The sequence below is a fragment of the Nonomuraea coxensis DSM 45129 genome (assembly GCF_019397265.1).
GTDB classification, from domain to species: Bacteria; Actinomycetota; Actinomycetes; order Streptosporangiales; family Streptosporangiaceae; genus Nonomuraea; species Nonomuraea coxensis.
In genome coordinates, this window is record NZ_CP068985.1 from 7,667,212 (window position 1) to 7,686,233 (window position 19,022).

Sequence of the window (19,022 nt, forward strand, 5' to 3'; positions counted from 1 at the left end):
GACATCGTTGCAGGTCAGCGAGTGCTCCCCGCGCACGCGGGGATGGTCCCACCCTGACCAGCGTGAAATGGATGTCCCGGAAGTGCTCCCCGCGCACGCGGGGATGGTCCAAAGCCACCCACCTGGACGGCTATATCCCACCCGTGCTCCCCGCGCACGCGGGGATGGTCCCTTCTCGAAGTCTCCCAGGACGGTCGGATCCACGTGCTCCCCGCGCACGCGGGGATGGTCCTGCTCACGTCGCTAGCATCGGAAATAGCGCAGAGTGCTCCCCGCGCACGCGGGGATGGTCCCTGCCGCGCGAGCACATTGTCTGTCACGGTCCCGTGCTCCCCGCGCACGCGGGGATGGTCCCATCGCCGGCGTGGAGCACTGCGTAACGGTCAGGTGCTCCCCGCGCACGCGGGGATGGTCCCTGCATCTTGGCGGGCATCTTGAACGGGGCCGGGTGCTCCCCGCGCACGCGGGGATGGTCCCGACGTGATGACGGTGGTGACGCGGCCGTTGACGTGCTCCCCGCGCACGCGAGGATGGTCCCGGGGGCGCGGAGTCGATCGGCTCCCACGGGTGGTGCTCCCCGCGTACGCGGGGATGGTCCCGTCGTGGACGTCCGGGCATGGGACCAGTGGGAGTGCTCCCCGCGTACGCGGGGATGGTCCCGTGGGCCTCTACAAGATCGAGCAGGGCACGCTGTGCTCCCCGCGCACGCGGGGATGGTCCCTGGGCGGCGTGGCCACCGCACACCAGCGCCTCAGTGCTTCCCGCGCACGCGGGGATGGTCCCTATCGGACGTGGACGAGCGAGGGCAAGGCTGCGTGCTCCCCGCGCACGCGGGGATGGTCCACACCCGCGTACGACCCTGAAGGGAGTCACCGTGTGCTCCCCGCGCACGCGGGAATGGTCCCGGCAACAACTCGGGGGCGGGCGGCCAGGGCGGGTGCTCCCCGCGCACGCGGGGATGGTCCCACCAGCCCGCCGCCGAGCATGACCTTGACGATGTGCTCCCCGCGCACGCGGGGATGGTCCCAGCCACCGGTTCAGGCGGCCCGCGGTGTCGTTGTGCTCCCCGCGCATGCGGGGATGGTCCCCGATGATGATGGACGACATGAGCGACCGCGAACTCGTGCTCCCCGCGCACGCGGGGATGGTCCCTACCACCCGCACCTCAAGACGCAGACACGCGAGTGCTCCCCGCGCACGCGGGGATGGTCCTGGTTCAGTCATCCACGCGACGTCGATCGTTCTGTGCTCCCCGCGCACGCGGGGATGGTCCCGGCAACGTGACGAGCTCCGGCCCTTCCTCGCCGTGCTCCCCGCGCACGCGGGGATGGTCCCCATTCGGCCCACTTATCGACCTTGGTGTTCTTGTGCTCCCCACGCACGCGGGGATGGTCCCTGCCGCCCTTGCGGTGGAACCGGACGCATACCGTGCTCCCCGCGCACGCGGGGATGATCCCACCTCGGGGACCACGATGCGGCCCTTGCCAAGGTGCTCCCCGCGCATGCGGGGATGATCCCCTCAAACCGGGCACCGGCAAGACCACGTCGGCGTGCTCCCCGTGCATGCGGGGATGATCCCAGCATCGCTGCTCCCCGAGGTGTCTCCACCTGGTGCTCCCCGCGTTGCGGGGATGATCCCGTGGGGTTGCAGATCGACCTCAGCGGCTTCGTGTGGTCCCCGCGCATGCGGGGATGCTCCCTCGCCCGGCGTTTCGGCATTGGCTAGACCACGGTGCTCCCCGCGCATGCGGGGAGGGGGCCCAAGAAGCCATGGTTACGAGCCACCATGCGCTTTGCATCCTTGAGTGGCCGGAGCAGCCGGTGGTTCGGTCCATCAATTCGCCGACGGCAGCCAGCCGGCGGTAAGGGTCCACAGAGGCGGCCACGGCCATCACGCGACCTCCAGAGATGCTCACGAACCCCGAATGATCACGTGGTGGCCGTCTTCATCCGATCAGGGACTACAGCATGGCCTTCATCGAGTCGCCGGCCGACAGCACGTACGGCTGCTCCGCCATGATCGACTCCCAGTTGTCCGCGATGGCCTCCGGCGTGATGTCGTCGGTCTTCCAGCCGGGCCCCTCGGCCACGAACACCCGCGCCACCCGCCCCGCGCCGACCGTGAACACCTCGCCGCTGACCTCGCACGAGTCGTGCGTCAGGTACGCCACCAGCGCGCTCACCCGCTCCGGCGTGAACTTGGCCTCGAACTCGGCCGGCAGCAGCGACTCGGTCATCCGGGTCCAGGCGACCGGGGCGATGGCGTTGGCCCTGATGCCGCTGCGCGCGCCCTCGATGCCGAGCGTCTTGGTGAGCCCGACCAGGCCCATCTTGGCCGTCGAGTAGTTGGCCTGGCCGAAGTTGCCGAACAGGCCGGCCGGGCTGGAGGTGTTGACCACGCGGCCGTAGCCGGCGGCCTTCATGATCGGGTAGGCGGCGAGGCTGACCAGGAACGAGCCGCGTACGTGCACGGCCATGACCGCGTCGAACTCCTCGACCGTCATCTTGCCGAACGACTTGTCCCGCAGGATGCCCGCGTTGTTGATGACGATGTCGACCTTGCCGAACGCGTCCACGGCCGCGTTCACGATGTCCCGCGCGCCCTCCGGGGTGGCGACGTTGCCGGTGTTGGCGATGGCCTGGCCGCCGTTCTTGTTGATGAGCTCGGCCACCTCCGCGGCGGGGCCCGCGGAGGCCCCCGTGCCGTCGAGCGCGCCCCCGAGGTCGTTGACGACGACCTTGGCGCCCCGCTCGGCCAGCAGGAGCGCGTGCGACCTGCCGAGGCCGTGCCCGGCCCCTGTGACGATCGCGACCCTGTCATCGAACCGAAGCATGGAACCTCCATGGCAGGAGAACAACGTTCTAGTACGAGTACCATAACCCGCCAGAAGCCCGGCGCCACCGGTCACTGCGGATGCCAGAGGTCGGGCTCGCCCGGCGAGCGCCGTACCCGTCCCTTGGCCTCCAGCCACACCAGGTGCGCCAGCGTCTCGTTGTTGGCCGAGCGCCGCATGAACGGCGGGATCGTCTCCCAGGGCCGCGACCAGGTGAGCCGCGTCGCGGTGTCCCAGCAGGTGACGCCGTCGTGCCCGGCCACCACCCGCTCGATCTCGGCCAGTCGCTCCTCGTGGTGGGCGAGCACGCTGTCCACCCGCGCCCCCAGCTCCAGGAACCGGTACTCGTGGGCGGGCAGCACCTCGTCCACCTCCAGCCCGCCCACGGCGGCCAGGGAGTCGAGGTAGTCGGCGAGCGGGTTGGGCGGCGACTGCGGATGCACGGCCACCATCGGAGTGATCTTCGCCAGCACGTGGTCGCCGGAGAACAGCACCCGCCGCTCGGGCGAGACGAAGCACAGGTGGCCCGGCGAGTGGCCGGGCGTCCAGATCGCGCGCAGGTCCCAGCCGGGCAGGCCCAGGTCGTCGCCGTCCTCGACGAGCCGGTCGGGGCGGGCCATGGAGACCATGTGGCGGATCATCATCGACGCGCCGGCCAGCTCGTCGAGCGTCGCCGCGGGCACGCCGCAGCGGTCGAGCAGCGTCCGCTCGCGGCGTACGAGCCCGTCGATGGCCTCGTCGTCGTAGCGCTCGCGCAGCAGGGCGGCGTCGGCGGGGTGCAGGGCGATCCAGGCCCCGGACGCCTCGCGGACCCGCCCGGCCAGGCCGTAGTGGTCGGGGTGGATGTGGGTGACGAGCACGCCCTTGACGTCGGTGATCGCGTACCCGGCCACGCGCAGGCCGGAGCATAGGGCCTCGTACGCCTCGTCGGTGTTCCAGCCGGCGTCCACGATCGCGACACCGTCCGGCAGCTCCAGGGCGTAGACCAGCACGTACCGCAGGGGGTTGACGGGGATCGGCACGGGGATGGACCACAGCCCCGGCCGCACCCGCTCCACGTCGGGGATCGTCCCGCCCGTCCACGCCTCCCGCTGCGCCCGGCTGGCAGGGGTCACCACGAATTTCGCCATGGCCACGATTGTGCCCGAGCCGGGTTCTGGATCCGAATCATGTTCTACTGGGACCATGAAGCCGAGCCGCGAGATCTCGGGCGATGGCCGCTTCGTCCGGCAGCCCAACCGCTTCACCGACCGCCTCGGTCCCCCGGAGCCGGGCCGTTACCGCCTCTACGCCTCCTACGCCTGCCCGTGGGCGCACCGGGTGCTGATCGTCAGGCGGCTGCTGGGCCTGGAGGACCTGCTGGACGTCACGATCGTCGATCCGATCAGGGACGAGAAGGGCTGGCGCGTCCCCGGCGGGGACCCCGAATACCTGTCGGAGCTCTACCACGCCACCGACCCCGGCTACACCGGCCGCTACACCGTCCCCTGCGTCTGGGACACCCACGAGAAGCGCCTGGTCACCAACGACTTTCCGCAGATCACCCTCGACCTGGAGATGTCGTGGGGCACCTCGCCCGACCTCTATCCCGAGCGCCTGCGCCCCGACATCGAGATCATGAACGACCGCCTCTACCACGGGCTCAACAACGCGGTCTACGAGGCGGGCTTCGCGCGGGACCAGCAGGCGTACGAGGAGGCCGTGGCGCGGGTCTTCACCACCCTCGACCACCTGGAGGTGCGCCTGGCCGAGTCCGCCTACCTCTTCGACACGCTCACCGAGAGCGACGTGCGCCTCTACACGACGCTGGCAAGGTTCGACACCGTCTACTACCCGCACTTCAAGTGCATGGTGCGGCGGCTGACCGACTATCCGGCGCTGTGGGCCTACGCCCGCCGCCTCCACGCCATCCCGGCCTTCGGTGAGACCACGGACTTCGACCACATCAAGCGCCACTACTACATGACGCAGACCGGGATCAATCCGAGCCGGATCGTACCTGTGGGGCCGGAGCTGGACTGGAGCCTGTGAGCACCGGCAGCCGTACGAACAGCAGCGCCGAGACCAGCGTGACCGCGGCGGCCACGGTCCAGGCGGCGGCGAGGCCCGCCTGGGCGGCCAGCGCGCCGAGCGTGAGGTTGGCCGCGACGCCGCCGGACTGCAGGGACAGCGAGGAGATCGACGTCAGGGTGGTGCGCTCGGCCGCGGTGACCGCGTTGTGCGTCAGCTCCAGCGACAGCACGGAGGTCACCGCGAGCCCGGCGAACAGCACGACGTAGGCCGCCGCGGCGCTCACCAGGCCGGCGGCCCCGCCGAGGCCCGACGTGGCGGCCAAGGTGGCGACCGAGAGCCCGCACACCACCGCGCCCGCGATCGCGCCTCTGGCGGAGCTGCCCGCCAGGCGGGCCGCGCGGGGCGCGAGCGCGCTGCCCGCCGCGCTGCCCGCGAAGCCGAGCGCGGCGACGACCGCGTAGGCGAAGCTCCCCTCCTCCGCCGAGCCGGCCAGCTCGGCCAGCCGGCCCGGCGTCAGCAGCTCGACGGCGGTCAGCATGACGCCTGAGCACACCGCGGCCAGCATGAGCCGGCGCAGCAGCGCGCCCCCGGCCGCCAGCCGCAGCCCGCCGGCGATCGTGGCGGGCACCCCGCGCAGCACCCCGGCCGGCGACAGCCGCTCGCGGGGCGGCTCGGGCAGCGCCACCAGCACCACGGCCAGCAGCAGCGCCGCCGCCACGGCGGCCACCAGGCTCGGCGCCGCCAGCGGGAACATCAGCCCCGGCGGCACCACCGTCGGCAGGACGCCGCCGGCCAGCACGCCGACGCAGAGGGCCGCGGACTCCATGGCGCCGCCCCTGGCCAGGCCGGGCTTGAGGTCGGCGTCGCGGCCCTCGATCCGGTGCAGGGTGTCGACGTACCAGGAGGTGGACGGGCCGCTGGACAGCGCCCGCGCCACGCCCTTGAGCACGCCGACGGCCAGGAACGCCCACAGCGTCGTGGCCACGCTCATCAGCGCGAGACCCGCCGTGAGGAACGCGGCCGAGGCGGCCAGCACCATGCGCCGCCCGATCACGTCGGCCAGCCCTCCGGTGGGCAGCTCCAGGCTCGCGGTGACGACGGAGAACACGGTCACCGTCAGGCCGATCTCGGGCAGCCCGAGCCCCCGCTCGGTCATGAGCAGGACCTGGGAGGACATCATCAGACCGAGCGGCAGCCAGGTCAGGAAACAGACGAGCAGGTAACGGCGTAAGGCCGAGCGTGCGGTCATGACTCCTCCTGTCCGGGAGAGCGGGGGACGGCGCCGTACCAGACCTGCACCTGCCTGGCGTCGGGGTCGCCGGCGTGGCGGTCGGCGAGCTCGCGCACCAGCGCCTCGGCGCGGCCCGCGAACTCGCGGAGCGCGGCGGGGGGCAGCGTGAGCATGTGGTCGCTCATGCCGGAGACGTCCACCCACGCGCGCGGCCAGTCCGCGAGGTCGAACTCCCCCAGCGCCCGGCCGACCATCTCGGCCTGGCGCAGGTGCATGATCCGGACCGCCTCGCGGCCCTCGGGCGTCGCGGTCATCTCGGCCGCGTCCCACGAGGTGTAGCGGTGGCGGGAGCGCCAGCGCCGCTCGCGGCCGTCGCGCCGCTCGTCGTCCTCCTCCACGAAGCCGAACTTGAACAGCTCGCGCAGGTGGTAGCTGGTCGAGCCGGAGCTCTCGCCCACCTTGCGGGCCAGCTCGCTGGCGGTGGCGGGGCCGTCGCGGCGCAGCAGGCCGAGCAGGCGCACGCGCAGCGGGTGGGTGACGGCCTTGAGCACCCGCGGGTCACTGATCTTGTACTGCTCCTCCACACCGTCCACGGTAAACCGCAAAGACAATTTTGCAAAGTGAATTTTGCGAGTTGCCGCCTCTCCTAAACTGGGAGCGTGCTCGACGACATCTGGGTGGACGAATCCGTCCACGCGCTCCGGCCCGACTTCGCCGTGCTGGTCATGACCGCGCACGGGCTGAGCAACGGCCCGACGGACGACCGCACCCGCGCCTGGCTGGCGGCGGCGGCCGAGGCGGAGCCGCAGCCCGCCAAGATCGACGCCTGGAAGGACGCTTACCGCGCGTTCGGCGCCAAGCCGCAGCGCACCCGGCCCTCGGTCGACGCCCTCACCCGGCGCATGCCGCTGCCGGAGATCAACCGGGCGGTCGACGCCTACAACGCGATCAGCGTCAAGCACGCGCTGCCGATCGGCGGCGAGGACCTCGACCGCTACTCCGGCCCGGCGCGGCTCGTGCGGGCGGCCGGCGACGAGCCCTCGGAGGAGGCGCTCGGCACGCCGGAGCCCGGCGAGGTGATCTGGCGCGACGACCTCGGCGTCACCTGCCGCAGATGGAACTGGCGCCAGGTGGCCCGCACCCGGCTCACCGAGGAGACGGTCAACGCGATCTTCCTGCTGGAGCGGCTGGAGCCGATGACGCTGGAAGAGCTGAAGGAGGCCGGCGAGGAGCTGGCCGACCTGCTGGCGGAGCTGTCGCCGGGTGTCCGGATCGCCACCAGACTGTTGTCCCCGCGGAACTAAACCTGCCGCCCCGGTGTTGATATCAAACAGTAACAATCCCCAGTGCCACCCGGATTGGCAAGGGGGGGCGTGACCTCTTCGCACGCTCCTGAGAGGATCGTGCGAGGCGGCGCGCGCTCTTCGGCACGTACTGCCAGTCCGGGCGAGTAGCCTTGGACAGGTTCTCTAACATCAACGCCGATCTGCGGAAGAGGGCGATTTCCGCCGTGTCGTCTGAGTCGTCGCGGACAAACCCGCTGGCAAGCTTCGGTCAGAACGAGTGGCTTGTCGACGAGCTGTACCAGAAGTACCTCCAGGACCCCGAGTCGGTCGACAAGGCCTGGTGGAACTTTTTCGCTGACTACAACCCTGATTACGGGCCGGGCCGAACCCCGGTCAGGGAGGCGGCGAACGGCAGCACGACCGCGCCCGCCTCCGCACCTGCCAAGACGGCGGTGACGGCTCCGGCAGCGGCCAAGGCTCCCGCCGCGGCCGAGAAGCCGAAGCAGCCCGCCACCCCCGTGCCCAAGGACGCCGAGGAGGTCAGGCTGCGCGGCGCCGCGGCCCGCACCGCGGCCAACATGGACCTGTCGCTGTCGGTCCCGACGGCGACCAGCGTGCGCGCGATCCCGGCGAAGCTGCTCATCGACAACCGCATCGTGATCAACAATCACCTCAAGCGGGGCCGTGGCGGCAAGGTCTCCTTCACGCACCTGATCGGTTTCGCGATCGTCAAGGCGCTGCGGGCCATGCCGGAGATGAACTACTCCTACACGGAGGTCGACGGCAAGCCGACGCTGGTCAAGCCGGAGCGCGTCGGCTTCGGCCTGGCGATCGACGTCCAGAAGAGCAACGGCGACCGTCAGCTCCTCGTGCCCTCCATCAAGGGCGCCGAGGAGATGGACTTCCGCCAGTTCTGGATGGCCTACGAGGACGTCGTGCGCAAGGCGCGCGCCGGCAAGCTCGGGGTCGACGACTTCGCCGGCACCACGATCTCGCTGACCAACCCCGGCACGATCGGCACCGTCCACTCGGTCCCGCGCCTGATGCCCGGCCAGGGCACCATCATCGGCGTGGGCGCGATGGAATACCCGGCCGAATACCAGGGCGCCTCCCCCGAGACCCTGTCGCGCCTGGCCGTCTCCAAGGTCATGACGCTGACCAGCACCTACGACCACCGGATCATCCAGGGCGCCCAGTCGGGCGACTTCCTGCGCCAGATCCACCGGCTGCTGCTCGGCGAGGACGGCTTCTACGACGAGATCTTCGAGGCGCTGCGCATCCCGTACGAGCCGGTGCGCTGGGTCCAGGACATCTCGGCCACCCACGACGACGACGTGGCCAAGTCCGCCCGGGTGATCGAGCTGATCCACGCCTACCGCGTGCGCGGCCACCTCATGGCCGAGACCGATCCGCTCGAGTACAAGCAGCGCAAGCACCCCGACCTCGACATCCAGTCGCACGGCCTGACGCTGTGGGACCTGGAGCGGGAGTTCGCCACCGGCGGCTTCGGCGGCAAGCCGCTGATGAAGCTGCGCGACATCCTCGGCGTGCTGCGCGACTCCTACTGCCGCACCGTCGGCATCGAGTACATGCACATCCAGAACCCCGAGGAGCGGGCCTGGATCCAGGCGCGGGTGGAGAAGCCGCACAAGTCGCCCGAGCGCGACGAGCAGCTCAACATCCTGTCGCGGCTCAACACCGCCGAGGCGTTCGAGACGTTCCTGCAGACGAAGTTCGTCGGCCAGAAGCGCTTCTCGCTGGAGGGCGGCGAGTCCCTGATCCCGCTGCTCGACTCGGTGATCAGCGACGCCGCCGACGAGGACCTCGACGAGGTCGTCATCGGCATGGCCCACCGCGGCCGGCTCAACGTGCTGGCCAACATCGTGGGCAAGTCCTACGCGCAGATCTTCGGCGAGTTCGAGGGCAACATCGACCCGCGCACCGCGCACGGGTCGGGCGACGTGAAGTACCACCTGGGCGCGACCGGCACGTTCACCGCGCCGAGCGGCAAGACCATCACCGCGTCCGTGGTCGCCAACCCCTCCCACCTGGAGGCCGTCGACCCGGTCCTGGAAGGCGTCGTACGCGCCAAGCAGGACCTCATCGAGCGCGGCGAGGAGGGCTTCACCGTCCTGCCGGTGCTGGTCCACGGCGACGCGGCCTTCGCCGGCCAGGGCGTCGTGGCCGAGACGCTCAACCTGTCGCAGCTGCGCGGCTACCGCACCGGCGGCACCGTGCACGTGGTGGTCAACAACCAGGTCGGCTTCACGACCTCGCCGGCCTCGTCCCGTTCGTCGGTCTACGCGACCGACGTGGCGCGGATGATCCAGGCCCCGATCTTCCACGTCAACGGCGACGACCCCGAGGCCGTGGTCCGGGTGGGCCAGCTCGCCTACGAATACCGGCGGGCGTTCCGCAAGGACGTCGTCATCGACCTCATCTGCTACCGCCGCCGCGGTCACAACGAGGGCGACAACCCGGCCTTCACCCAGCCGCTGATGTACGACCTCATCGACGCCAAGCGCTCGACCCGCAAGCTCTACACCGAGGCCCTGATCGGCCGCGGCGACATCACGGTCGAGGAGGCCGAGTCGGCGCTGCGCGACTACCAGGCCAAGCTGGAGCAGGCGTTCACCGAGGTCCGCGAGGCGGCGAAGAAGCCGCAGGAGGCGGCCGCGATGCGGGTGCCGCCGACCGAGGTCGTCAAGTGGTCGCACGACGACACCCCGACGGCGATCACCCACGAGACGCTCAAGCGCATCGTCGACACCCAGCTCAACCTCCCCGACGGCTTCACGCCGCACCCGCGCCTGGCGCCGGTGCTGCAGCGCCGCGGCCAGATGGTCGAGCAGGACGCGATCGACTGGGCGATGGGCGAGACGCTGGCCTTCGGCTCGCTGCTGCTCGACGGCCACCCGGTCCGCCTGGTCGGCCAGGACTCCCGGCGTGGCACGTTCACCCAGCGGCACGCGGTGCTGGTCGACCGGATGACCGGCGCCGACCACACGCCGCTCAAGACCTTCAACCAGGGCACCACGAAGTTCTACGTCTACGACTCGCTGCTCAGCGAGTTCGCGGCGCTCGGCTTCGAGTACGGCTACAGCGTCGTGCGGCCCGACGCCCTGGTGTGCTGGGAGGCGCAGTTCGGCGACTTCGTCAACGGCGCCCAGACGATCATCGACGAGTTCATCTCGTCCGGTGAGCAGAAGTGGGGCCAGAAGTCCTCGGTCACGCTGCTGCTGCCGCACGGCTACGAGGGCCAGGGTCCCGACCACTCCTCGGCCCGCATCGAGCGGTTCCTCCAGGTCTGCGCGCTGGACAACATGACCGTCGCGCAGCCCACCACCCCGGCCAACTACTTCCACCTGCTGCGCTGGCAGGTGGAGTCGCAGCGGCGCAAGCCGCTGGTGGTCTTCACGCCGAAGTGGCTGCTGCGCCACAAGGCGGCGACGTCCAAGGCGGCCGACTTCACCTCGGGCACCTTCCAGCCGGTGCTCGCCGACACGGGGGTGGACCCGGCGAAGGTCACCCGCGTGGTGATGTGCTCGGGCAAGCTCTACTACGAGCTGCTGGCCGAGCGCGGCAAGCTGGGCCGTGACGACGTGGCGCTGGTCCGGCTGGAGCGCCTCTACCCGTTCCCGGGTGAGGAGCTGGCGGCCGAGCTGGGCCGCTACGGCGGCCAGGTCGAGCTGATCTGGGCGCAGGACGAGCCGGTCAACATGGGTCCGTGGCCCTACCTGACGCTCAAGCTGGCCGAGGACCCGCAGGCGCTGGGCGGCCGGTCGGTGCGGCGGGTCTCGCGCACGCCCAACAGCTCGCCGGCCTCGGGCTCGCACAACGCGCACGACACGGAGCTGGAGGAGATCCTGCACCAGGTCTTCGCCTGATCCAGGTTGTTTCGCCGGATGCCGGTGGTCCTTCTGGGCCGCCGGCATCCGCCGTTTCCGGATCCGTGCCGGTCAGGGGCTAGAGTTCGGGCGAAGACGCAAGCGGACCACAGGATGACGGGACGGAAGAGCGATGTACTTCACCGATCGGGGGATCGAGGAGCTGGTCGAGCGCCGGGGCGAGGAGGAGGTCAGCCTGCTGTGGCTGGGTGAGCGGCTGCGGGAGTTCGTGGACCTCAACCCCGAGTTCGAGACCCCGGTCGAGCGGCTGGCCACGTGGCTGGCCCGGCTGGACGACGAGGACGACGAATAGCCGTAAAACGCGATACATCTTGAGTTTCCGCCGAACGCGACATATCGTGTTCTCATAAGACGTGTCGCCAGAAGGGCGGAAGCATGCAGCAGTGGACCGTCGAAACGCCGGAGCAGCTGACCTTCGGCGCCGTGGAATCGCTCGACGTGCGCATCGTCGCGGGCCGGCTCGCGGTGCTCGCCAGCGAGGGCCCGCCGACGCTGGAGGTGGCCGAGATCGACTCGGCCTCCCCGCTCATCGTGACCTACGACGAGGACGCCCGCTCGCTCACCGTGGCCTACAAGGACCTCACCTGGGACGGCCTGCTCGGCTGGCTGCGCCGCGACCCGCGCAGGACCGTGCTGTCCATCGCCGTCCCCAAGTCGTGCCGGGTGAGCGCGGGCGTGGTGTCGGCGCCCGCCGTCGTGGCCGGCTTCGAGCGGTCCACCCGCGTCAAGGGCGTGTCGGCGGAGATCGTGCTCGACGGGGTGAGCGGCGAGGTGCACGCCAACACCGTCTCCGGGGCCGTGGAGAGCCGGGCGATGGAGGGCGACCTGTCGTTCAACAGCGTCTCGGGCGACCTCACGGTGGCCGACGGCACGCCGCGCCGGCTCAGGGCCAACACGGTCTCCGGCCGCATCACCGCCGACCTGGCGCTGCGGCCCACGGGGCATGTGACGTTCACCAGCGTCTCCGGTGACATCCTGGTCAGGCTGCCGGACAACGCGGACGCGGACGTCACCGTCCGCTCCACCTCCGGCCGGCTGATCAGCACGTTCGACGAACTGTCCGACTCGAGCAGTCCCGGCATGAGGACCATGTCCGGGCGGCTCGGCGGCGGCATGGCCTCGGTGTCGGCGACCACGGTCTCCGGCGAGGTCGCGCTGCTCAAGGGGGAGAAGGAATGAGCCCTGTCTTCGGTCACGGCCGGCTCCGGCTGTACCTGCTCAAGCTGCTGGAGGAGAGCCCGCGTCACGGCTACGAGGTGATCCGGCTGCTCCAGGACCGCTTCCTCGGCGTCTACTCGCCCTCCCCCGGCACGATCTACCCGCGCCTCGCCCGGCTGGAGGAGGAGGGCCTGGTCACCCACGAGGTGGCCGACGGCAAGAAGGTCTTCTCGATCACCGACAAGGGCCGCGAGGAGCTCAACGCCCGCCTCGACGAGCTCGACGACCTGGAGGAGGAGATCTCCGCCTCCGTCCGCGACATCGCCCGCGAGGTCAAGGAGGACGTGCGCGAGACGGTCAAGTCGCTGCGCGACGAGCTGACCCGGATGGCCAAGGACGTGCGCACCGGCGGCCGGGAGGACCCGGTCGGGTTCGGCCGGCGGCAGAAGGAGGAGTTCCAGCGGCTGCGGGACGAGCAGTGGCGGCAGTGGCAGGAGCACGCCCATCAGTGGCAGGGCGAGAGCGAGCGGCTGACCAGGGAGTGGCGCCGGATGTGGACCGAGATCTGGGCCACGCTCGGCGGCGCGCCGCCGTCCCGCGCCGATCTCGACGCCGAGCTGGGCGAGCTGCTGGCCGACTTCGTCGCGCAGGCGCGCAGGGAGGCGTCCGGGGCCCGGCTGACCGGGGAGAAGCTGCAGGACCTGCGTACGGCGCTGGACGACGCCTCCCGCCGGATCCGCGACATCCTCGAACGCTGAGCCCCGTCACGCGGCGGCGCGGGCGGCCCTGCGGGCGCGGTAGGCGATCGGCATGTACCTCAGCCGTTCCGGCAACCGCGGCGTCAGCGCCGCGACCGCCTGCCCGACGTGCCGCAGCCGCCGTTCGTCCCGGGCCGTCCAGCGCAGGCCGAGCTTGTCCCGCACGGCGGGCGGCAGGGTGCCGACCGTGAGGAAGTGGGTGAACTCGCCCGCGCCCGCCCCCACCGGCGTCCACAGCCGGCGCAGCGGGGCGGGCAGCCCCGGAGGCGCGGGCGCGCCCCGCATGGCCGCCAGCACGTCGAGCGCGGTCGGATGCGGCTCCAGCCGCTCGGCCACCATGCGGTCGAAGTAGCGCCAGAAGTCCTCCAGGTCCGCGGGCAGCTCCCGTTCCGGCACCCGCAGGATGCGGCCGAGCTGCCGCGACTCCACGTAGAGCCGGCGCTGCTCCGCGCTGGTGAGCGGGGTGCCGAAGTGGCGGTTGAGCGCGACGAACCGCTCGAACAGCGTCAGGTGCACCCAGGCCCACGCCTCGGCGTTCAGCGCGTGGTAGGGCCGGCCGCGCTCGTCCACGCCGCTGATCGTGCGGTGGATCTCCCTGAGCCGCCGTCCCTCGGCGGGGCCGGCCGCGCCGCCGTACACCCAGGTCTGTACGGACGCGAGCGTGCGGTTGAGCCGCCCCCACGGATCCGACTTGTACGTGGAGTGCTCGGCGACCGCCGCCCCCACCGCCGGATGCATGGTCTGCAGGACCAGGGCGCTGCCGGCCACCAGCAGGTTGCGGTATTCGCCCGCGGTGTCCCAGTGCATCGAACCCGGGCCGAAGGGCTCCACATCCATGATCGGGCCTCCCGGTGATACAACTCTACTTTCTTTGTATCACCGGGGCGGCCCCGAAGTAACCTGCCACTTATCAGGCGGTGAAGACGATCTTCCCGAACAGCTCCCCCTCCGCCATGGCGGCGAAGCCGTCACGCGCCTCGGCCAGCGGCAGCGTCCGGTCGATCTCCGGCCGCACGCCCGTCTGCTCCAGGAACACCGCCAGCCGCTGGAGCTGCTCGCGCGTCCCCATCGTCGAGCCGACCACCGAGAGCTGCAGGAAGAACACCCGGTTGAGGTCCGCGGACGGCACGGCCCCGCTGGTGGCGCCGCTGACCACGATGCGCCCGCCCGGCTTGAGCGACTTGAGCGAATGGTCCCAGGTGGCCTGGCCGACCGTCTCCATGACCGCGTCCACCCGCTCGGGCAACCGCGCGCCGCTCTCGAAGACCTGGTCGGCGCCCAGCCGCAGGGCCCGCTCGCGCTTGTCCGCCGAGCGGCTGGTCGCCCACACCCGGAAGCCGCCCGCCCGGCCGAGCGCGATGAGCGCGGTAGCCACGCCGCCGCCCGCGCCCTGCACCAGGACCGTCGAACCCGGCTGCAGCCCGGCCTTGTCGAACAGCATCCGGTAGGCGGTCAGCCAGGCCGTCGGCAGGCACGCGGCCTCCTCGAAGCTGAGCGCGGCCGGCTTGGGCACGAGGTTGCGGCGCGGCACGGCCACCCGCTCGGCGAACGTGCCGTCGTGCACCTCCGACAGCAGCGAGCGCCTGGGGTCCAGCGTCTCGTCCGGGCCGGAGCCGATCACGGCGTGCACGATGACGTCGTTGCCGTCCTCGTCCACGCCGGCGGCGTCGCAGCCGAGCACGATCGGCAGCCGGTCCTGGCGGATGCCGACGCCCTTCAGCGTCCAGAGGTCGTGGTGGTTGAGCGCGGCCGCCCGTACCGAGACGGTCGTCCAGCCGTCCGGCGTCTTCGGCTCAGGGTGCTCCCCCAGTGTCAGGCCGGCGAGCGGGTTGTCGGGGTCGGTCTGTGTGGCGGTTACGGCGAACATGGCCGCACCCTACAGAACCGGCCGCCGCTAGTCCTTGAGGGTCACCCTGATGCCGCGCAGCGCCTGCTCACGATAGTCCGCCGGGCCGGTCACAGCGATCTGCACGCCGCCGCGGCACACCGTCCGCGCGGGCCGGCCGCGCCCGCTGATCACGTACGGCACCGGGTCCTTCTTCCCGCAGTGGGGCGTGGGCACGAGCGCGACCATCGCCCGCCCCCCGCCGCCGAACCAGAGCTGCGGCCCGACGGGATTGCCCCGGACGCTCTCGCCCGGCCTGGCCAGCCGCACCGGGCCGCCGCCCGACAGCACCAGGTAGCCGTCCCCGGTCTCCTCGCCCCGCAGCCGGCGGGCCACGGCGAGCCGCTGCTCGAACGTCAGCCCGGCCCCCACGTCGTACAGGGCGAGGCGCCACTTGCCGAAGGCGAACAGCAGCACCTGCCCCCGCCCCGAACTGCCCGCCTGCTGGGGCCACAGGGTGACGTTGGGGGCGTACGAGCGGATGGGCTCGCCGCCCCGGGTGATCTCGATCTCCCCGTTGTACGGCGCCGTCACCTGCCGGTAGACGCCGTCGACCCACATCCCCTGGAACGGCCGCACGCCCATGCCGGCCAGGTCCAGCCCGGCGGGATAGCGCACGCTCGCCCGCCGCCCGTCGGGGAACACCACGTCGATGACCGCGTCGCCGCCCTTGGTCACCGGCGTGACCCGCAGCACGTTGGGCGGGCTCTCGATCCTGGTGAGCGACCTGATCGGATCGGGGGCCGGCGGCGGCGCGGCGGGCGGGGGCCGCCGGCTCACGACCAGGCCGATCACCGGCACCAGCACGGCCACGAGCAGCACCACCAGGCCGAGCCGGCGGCGGCGCCCGCTCCGGCCCGCTTCGATGACGTCGAACCGGTCAGCCACCGGCGTTCCTCGTTCAGTAGTGCGGCTTGCGCCCTCGTTCTCAGTTCAAAGGAGCGGCGACCGCCCGCGCAAGCCCTCGGAGCGGGCGGACATGTCACGAATTCACAACCGATCACCAGGAGGCGAGGTTGACCTTGCCGTCCGGCGAGACGAGCCGGACCCGCTGCCCCACCAGCTCCCGCGACTCGGCCTCGGCCAGCAGCGCCGGCTCCTCCACCAGGGCGTGCGCCCGCCCGCCGCCGGGCAGGTCCACCACGAGGATGCCGCGTTCGGCCGCGCCGTCCCTGCCGTGCGCGACGGTGTAGCCGGCGACCACCGCCTCGCCCTCGTGGACGTCCACGAGGGGCACGCCCGTGGCCGCGAACACCGGCGCGGCGCCGCCCAGCCGGCCGCCGGGCTCGCTGGACCACACCGCGTACGTGTGCTTGGTCAGATGCATCCCCACCCCCGTCACCAGCCCGTGCCCCGCCTGGGCGCGCAGCAGCCCCGCCATGGTGGCGGTCGAGTGGAGGACGTAGTCGCTGGCCGGGCCGCCCGCGTACGGCAGCCCGCCGGTGACGGTCAGCCCACGCCGGTCGTACGGGTCGAGCCCGATCGCGTCGCACGCCTGCCGCAGCGCGATCGCGAAGCAGCTGTAGACGTCGAGCGCGTCCATGTCGGCGAGGCCGAGCCCGGCCCGCGCGAAGGCGGCGGCGGCCACGCGCGGGATCGCCTCCGAGGCGCCGAGCGCGGGCCGCGCCGCCACCTCCCAGGTGTCCTCGCCGTACGCCCACCCGCGCAGGTACACCCGCCGGTCCTGCGGCACGCCCAGCCGGTCGGCCAGCCCGGTGCTGGCCAGCACGACGGCCGCGGCCTGGTCCACCTCCAGCACGGCCACGGTGTCCCTGGTGTACGGCCAGCCGACGAAGCGGCTGCCGGTCACCAGCTCGCCGGCGCCGCGCGGGGTGCGCCGCCAGGCGTACGGGTTGGCGGCGGCCACCTCGGTCATCGGCGCCATCAGCCGCCCGCGCTCGCGCATCTCCTCCTCGACGGACATCCCGAGCGCCGCCCGCCTGGCCGTCTCCATGATCGGGTACGTGTGCACCGGCAGCACCAGCCCGTGCGCCAGCTCGGCCGGATGCGGGGGCCGCTCCCAGCCGTACGGGGGCTTGGGGTCGGCCGGATGGCTCCACGGCGCCCGCTCGCCCGCCCGCCGGTAGGCCCGCCGCGTGGCCAGCGCCTCGGCCCCGGTCACCAGCGCGCAGGTGAACTCCCCCGCCGCGATCCCGGCCGCCGCCGCGCCGATCAGCGTCTGCGGTGCCGTGCCGCTCACCTTCGAGTACGCCCGGTGCCGCGGCGCCGCCCCCAGCCGCTCGGCCAGCCGTCCCACGGGCGAGTCGTACTGCCAGGAGTCGGTGTAGACGATCTGGATCGACTCCAGCCGCTCGACCGGCAGCCGGGCGTCGTCTGCCGCGGCGCGCGCGACCTCCTCCCAGAGATCGAGCGGTTCGGGGCCGGGCTGCGCGCGCACGGTGCGTTGCGCGAGGCCGATGAGGCAGGGGGTGCGGGAATCCATGCCCTCCATCCAACCAGAACAAAATTCGGTTGGTAAGCGGTGACTTTTGTTGATCAGGTTGCCGCTGTTACCAGTGGGAATTCAACAGGGCCCCCACCTGCGGAGACGCTTTCTCTTCAGGCATCCGACCCGGCTGCCCGGATAACCGGATCATGCTTTTTCCGTCGCTTTCTCGCGACCCGCTCGGGCCCTTCATTAGCGTTTCCAGCGTTTTCCTGGCCCACCGGGGCGCAGCACCCCGCTCTGGGCCGCCGAGAACCGGAAGGAGCCCCATGAACCCCCGAGCAAGGCGCATCGCGACCACCCTCGCCGGCCTGACGGCCGCCGGGCTGGCCGCGGGAAGCCTCGACGGCGCCGCCGCCGGCGCCACGGCACCCTCGGACGTCGTCGCCGTCGACGTCACCACCTCCGCCGAGCAGGCGATCCGGTTCTGGACGCCGGACCGCGCCGGGCCGGCCACCGGCACGAAGAAGAGCAAGCAGGCCGGCCTGCCCGACACGGTCGGCAGGGTGTTCTTCACGCTGCCCCGCACCGACCCGCGCGACCCGCGCAACTGGCGTTCCTGCTCGGCCACCTCGGTGCGGAGCAAGCACCGCAACCTCGTGGCGACCGCCGCCCACTGCGTGTACGACACCCGGCGCAACGCCTTCTACGACAACTGGGTGTTCATCCCCTCGTACCGGGACGGGAAGGCCCCGTACGGCATCTACGCCGCGAAGACCTTCAACGCGCACGCCGACTTCGTGGTGAACGAGGACTACGACTACGACTACGCGTTCGTCAACGTCCACAACGGCATCACGGCCTCCTGGAAGAACGCCGGCCGCCTCGGCGACAAAGTCGGCGGCCAGGGCATCACCTGGAACCGGAGCGCCAGGCTGAACGTGCTCTCCTTCGGCTACCCGGCGGGCGGCCGCACCATGAAGCGCTGCACCGGGACGACCCGGCCGATGCCGGAGGCCAAGAGGTACAACGCGCAGCAGCACGTCGGCCTCGCGTGCGCCTTCACCGCCGGCGCCGACGGCGGGCCCCTGCTCGCCGACTACAGGAGCGCCTCGCGCACCGGCCATCTCGTCGGCGTCAACAGCGTGGCGTGGGACACCGACGGCGACGGCCGTTACGAGCGCATCTCGTCGCCGTACTTCAACGGTGAGACGTACAAGATCTACAAGGCGGCGGCGAACCGGTGGACCGGCGTCATGCCGTGACCGTCCTGTGTCTCGGAGGCCCCGGCTCAGGGGCCTCCTCGATCTCTTTCCGCGTGACTCCGATCACCTGATCACGGCGAAATGCCGGTGAGTTACGCCCCGTCGCCCGTCATCGCGATCATGGCTCTGACCTGCGCGAACGTCGAAAGACTTTTGATCGTTACGGCGTATCAGGAGTGGCAGGCTGACGGCGTCCTTATAGTTCACGTTGGAACCTGGATCCGGTAACGAATCCCTATCCGGGCTGCAATACCCTCCACTCATCTGGAAAAATCGCCCCTTACGACCCCAAGAAAGG

At 71.3% G+C, this 19,022-nt stretch carries 15 protein-coding genes and 1 CRISPR repeat array; of the genes, 7 read left to right on the forward strand and 8 right to left on the reverse strand.

Features of this window, described 5'->3' with window-relative positions:
• The first annotated feature begins 21 nt into the window (after window positions 1-21).
• Window positions 22-1,579: a CRISPR direct-repeat array (repeat unit 29 nt; unit sequence GTGCTCCCCGCGCACGCGGGGATGGTCCC).
• Between the two features lie 382 nt (window positions 1,580-1,961).
• Together Nocox_RS35885 and Nocox_RS35890 are read right to left on the reverse strand one after the other, a co-directional pair.
• On the reverse strand, window positions 1,962-2,834 hold the full coding sequence (locus tag Nocox_RS35885; protein WP_020544129.1) for an SDR family NAD(P)-dependent oxidoreductase: 873 nt from the start codon (window positions 2,832-2,834) through the stop codon (window positions 1,962-1,964).
• A 71-nt stretch (window positions 2,835-2,905) separates the two neighbouring features.
• Window positions 2,906-3,964 (reverse strand): MBL fold metallo-hydrolase, encoded by a 1,059-nt coding sequence (locus Nocox_RS35890; RefSeq protein ID WP_063711643.1) that lies wholly within the window; start codon window positions 3,962-3,964, stop codon window positions 2,906-2,908.
• A 55-nt stretch (window positions 3,965-4,019) separates the two neighbouring features.
• Between Nocox_RS35890 and Nocox_RS35895 the strand changes: the two genes are divergently transcribed.
• Entirely contained in the window at window positions 4,020-4,865 is an 846-nt protein-coding gene (locus Nocox_RS35895; protein WP_020544131.1) for a glutathione S-transferase family protein, read from the forward strand.
• On the opposite strand, the gene Nocox_RS35900 is transcribed toward Nocox_RS35895, so the two are convergent.
• Window positions 4,813-6,096, reverse strand: a complete 1,284-nt coding sequence (locus tag Nocox_RS35900) for an MFS transporter (protein ID WP_020544132.1) — start codon at window positions 6,094-6,096, stop codon at window positions 4,813-4,815. The two genes, Nocox_RS35895 and Nocox_RS35900, sit on opposite strands and share 53 nt — an antisense overlap.
• Entirely contained in the window at window positions 6,093-6,662 is a 570-nt protein-coding gene (locus Nocox_RS35905) for a winged helix-turn-helix domain-containing protein (RefSeq protein WP_020544133.1), read from the reverse strand. Before Nocox_RS35905 ends, Nocox_RS35900 begins: the two co-directional genes overlap by 4 nt.
• A gap of 75 nt (window positions 6,663-6,737) precedes the next feature.
• Here Nocox_RS35905 and Nocox_RS35910 point away from each other — a divergent pair, with 75 nt between their 5' ends.
• The 5 genes from Nocox_RS35910 (at window position 6,738) to Nocox_RS35930 (ending at window position 13,188) form a co-directional block, all read left to right on the forward strand.
• Window positions 6,738-7,382 carry a B3/B4 domain-containing protein gene (locus tag Nocox_RS35910; protein WP_020544134.1) on the forward strand — a complete coding sequence of 215 codons (645 nt, stop codon included), beginning with the start codon at window positions 6,738-6,740 and terminating at the stop codon, window positions 7,380-7,382.
• Between the two features lie 206 nt (window positions 7,383-7,588).
• A complete protein-coding gene (locus Nocox_RS35915) occupies window positions 7,589-11,251 on the forward strand; it encodes a multifunctional oxoglutarate decarboxylase/oxoglutarate dehydrogenase thiamine pyrophosphate-binding subunit/dihydrolipoyllysine-residue succinyltransferase subunit (protein ID WP_020544135.1) in 3,663 nt (1,220 codons plus the stop codon).
• 133 nt (window positions 11,252-11,384) lie between these two features.
• On the forward strand, window positions 11,385-11,564 hold the full coding sequence (locus Nocox_RS35920; protein ID WP_020544136.1) for a DUF6104 family protein: 180 nt from the start codon (window positions 11,385-11,387) through the stop codon (window positions 11,562-11,564).
• Between the two features lie 83 nt (window positions 11,565-11,647).
• Window positions 11,648-12,451 (forward strand): DUF4097 family beta strand repeat-containing protein, encoded by an 804-nt coding sequence (locus Nocox_RS35925; RefSeq protein WP_020544137.1) that lies wholly within the window; start codon window positions 11,648-11,650, stop codon window positions 12,449-12,451.
• Window positions 12,448-13,188, forward strand: coding sequence for a PadR family transcriptional regulator (locus Nocox_RS35930; RefSeq protein ID WP_020544138.1), 741 nt, complete (start codon window positions 12,448-12,450; stop codon window positions 13,186-13,188). Before Nocox_RS35925 ends, Nocox_RS35930 begins: the two co-directional genes overlap by 4 nt.
• A 6-nt stretch (window positions 13,189-13,194) precedes the next feature.
• Here Nocox_RS35930 and Nocox_RS35935 read toward each other — a convergent pair whose 3' ends face one another.
• The 4 genes from Nocox_RS35935 to Nocox_RS35950 form a co-directional block, all read right to left on the reverse strand.
• Window positions 13,195-14,025, reverse strand: coding sequence for an oxygenase MpaB family protein (locus Nocox_RS35935; protein ID WP_020544139.1), 831 nt, complete (start codon window positions 14,023-14,025; stop codon window positions 13,195-13,197).
• 73 nt (window positions 14,026-14,098) lie between these two features.
• Window positions 14,099-15,055, reverse strand: a complete 957-nt coding sequence (locus Nocox_RS35940; RefSeq protein ID WP_020544140.1) for a zinc-binding dehydrogenase — start codon at window positions 15,053-15,055, stop codon at window positions 14,099-14,101.
• 27 nt (window positions 15,056-15,082) lie between these two features.
• Window positions 15,083-15,961: a hypothetical protein gene (locus tag Nocox_RS35945; RefSeq protein ID WP_020544141.1), complete on the reverse strand. Its 879-nt coding sequence runs from the start codon at window positions 15,959-15,961 to the stop codon at window positions 15,083-15,085.
• A gap of 112 nt (window positions 15,962-16,073) precedes the next feature.
• Complete coding sequence (locus tag Nocox_RS35950) at window positions 16,074-17,516, reverse strand: hypothetical protein (RefSeq protein WP_020544142.1); 1,443 nt, start codon at window positions 17,514-17,516, stop codon at window positions 16,074-16,076.
• A 272-nt stretch (window positions 17,517-17,788) separates the two neighbouring features.
• On the opposite strand from Nocox_RS35950, the gene Nocox_RS35955 reads away from it, so the two are divergent.
• Window positions 17,789-18,724, forward strand: a complete 936-nt coding sequence (locus Nocox_RS35955; RefSeq protein ID WP_020544143.1) for a trypsin-like serine peptidase — start codon at window positions 17,789-17,791, stop codon at window positions 18,722-18,724.
• Window positions 18,725-19,022: the final 298 nt, after the last annotated feature.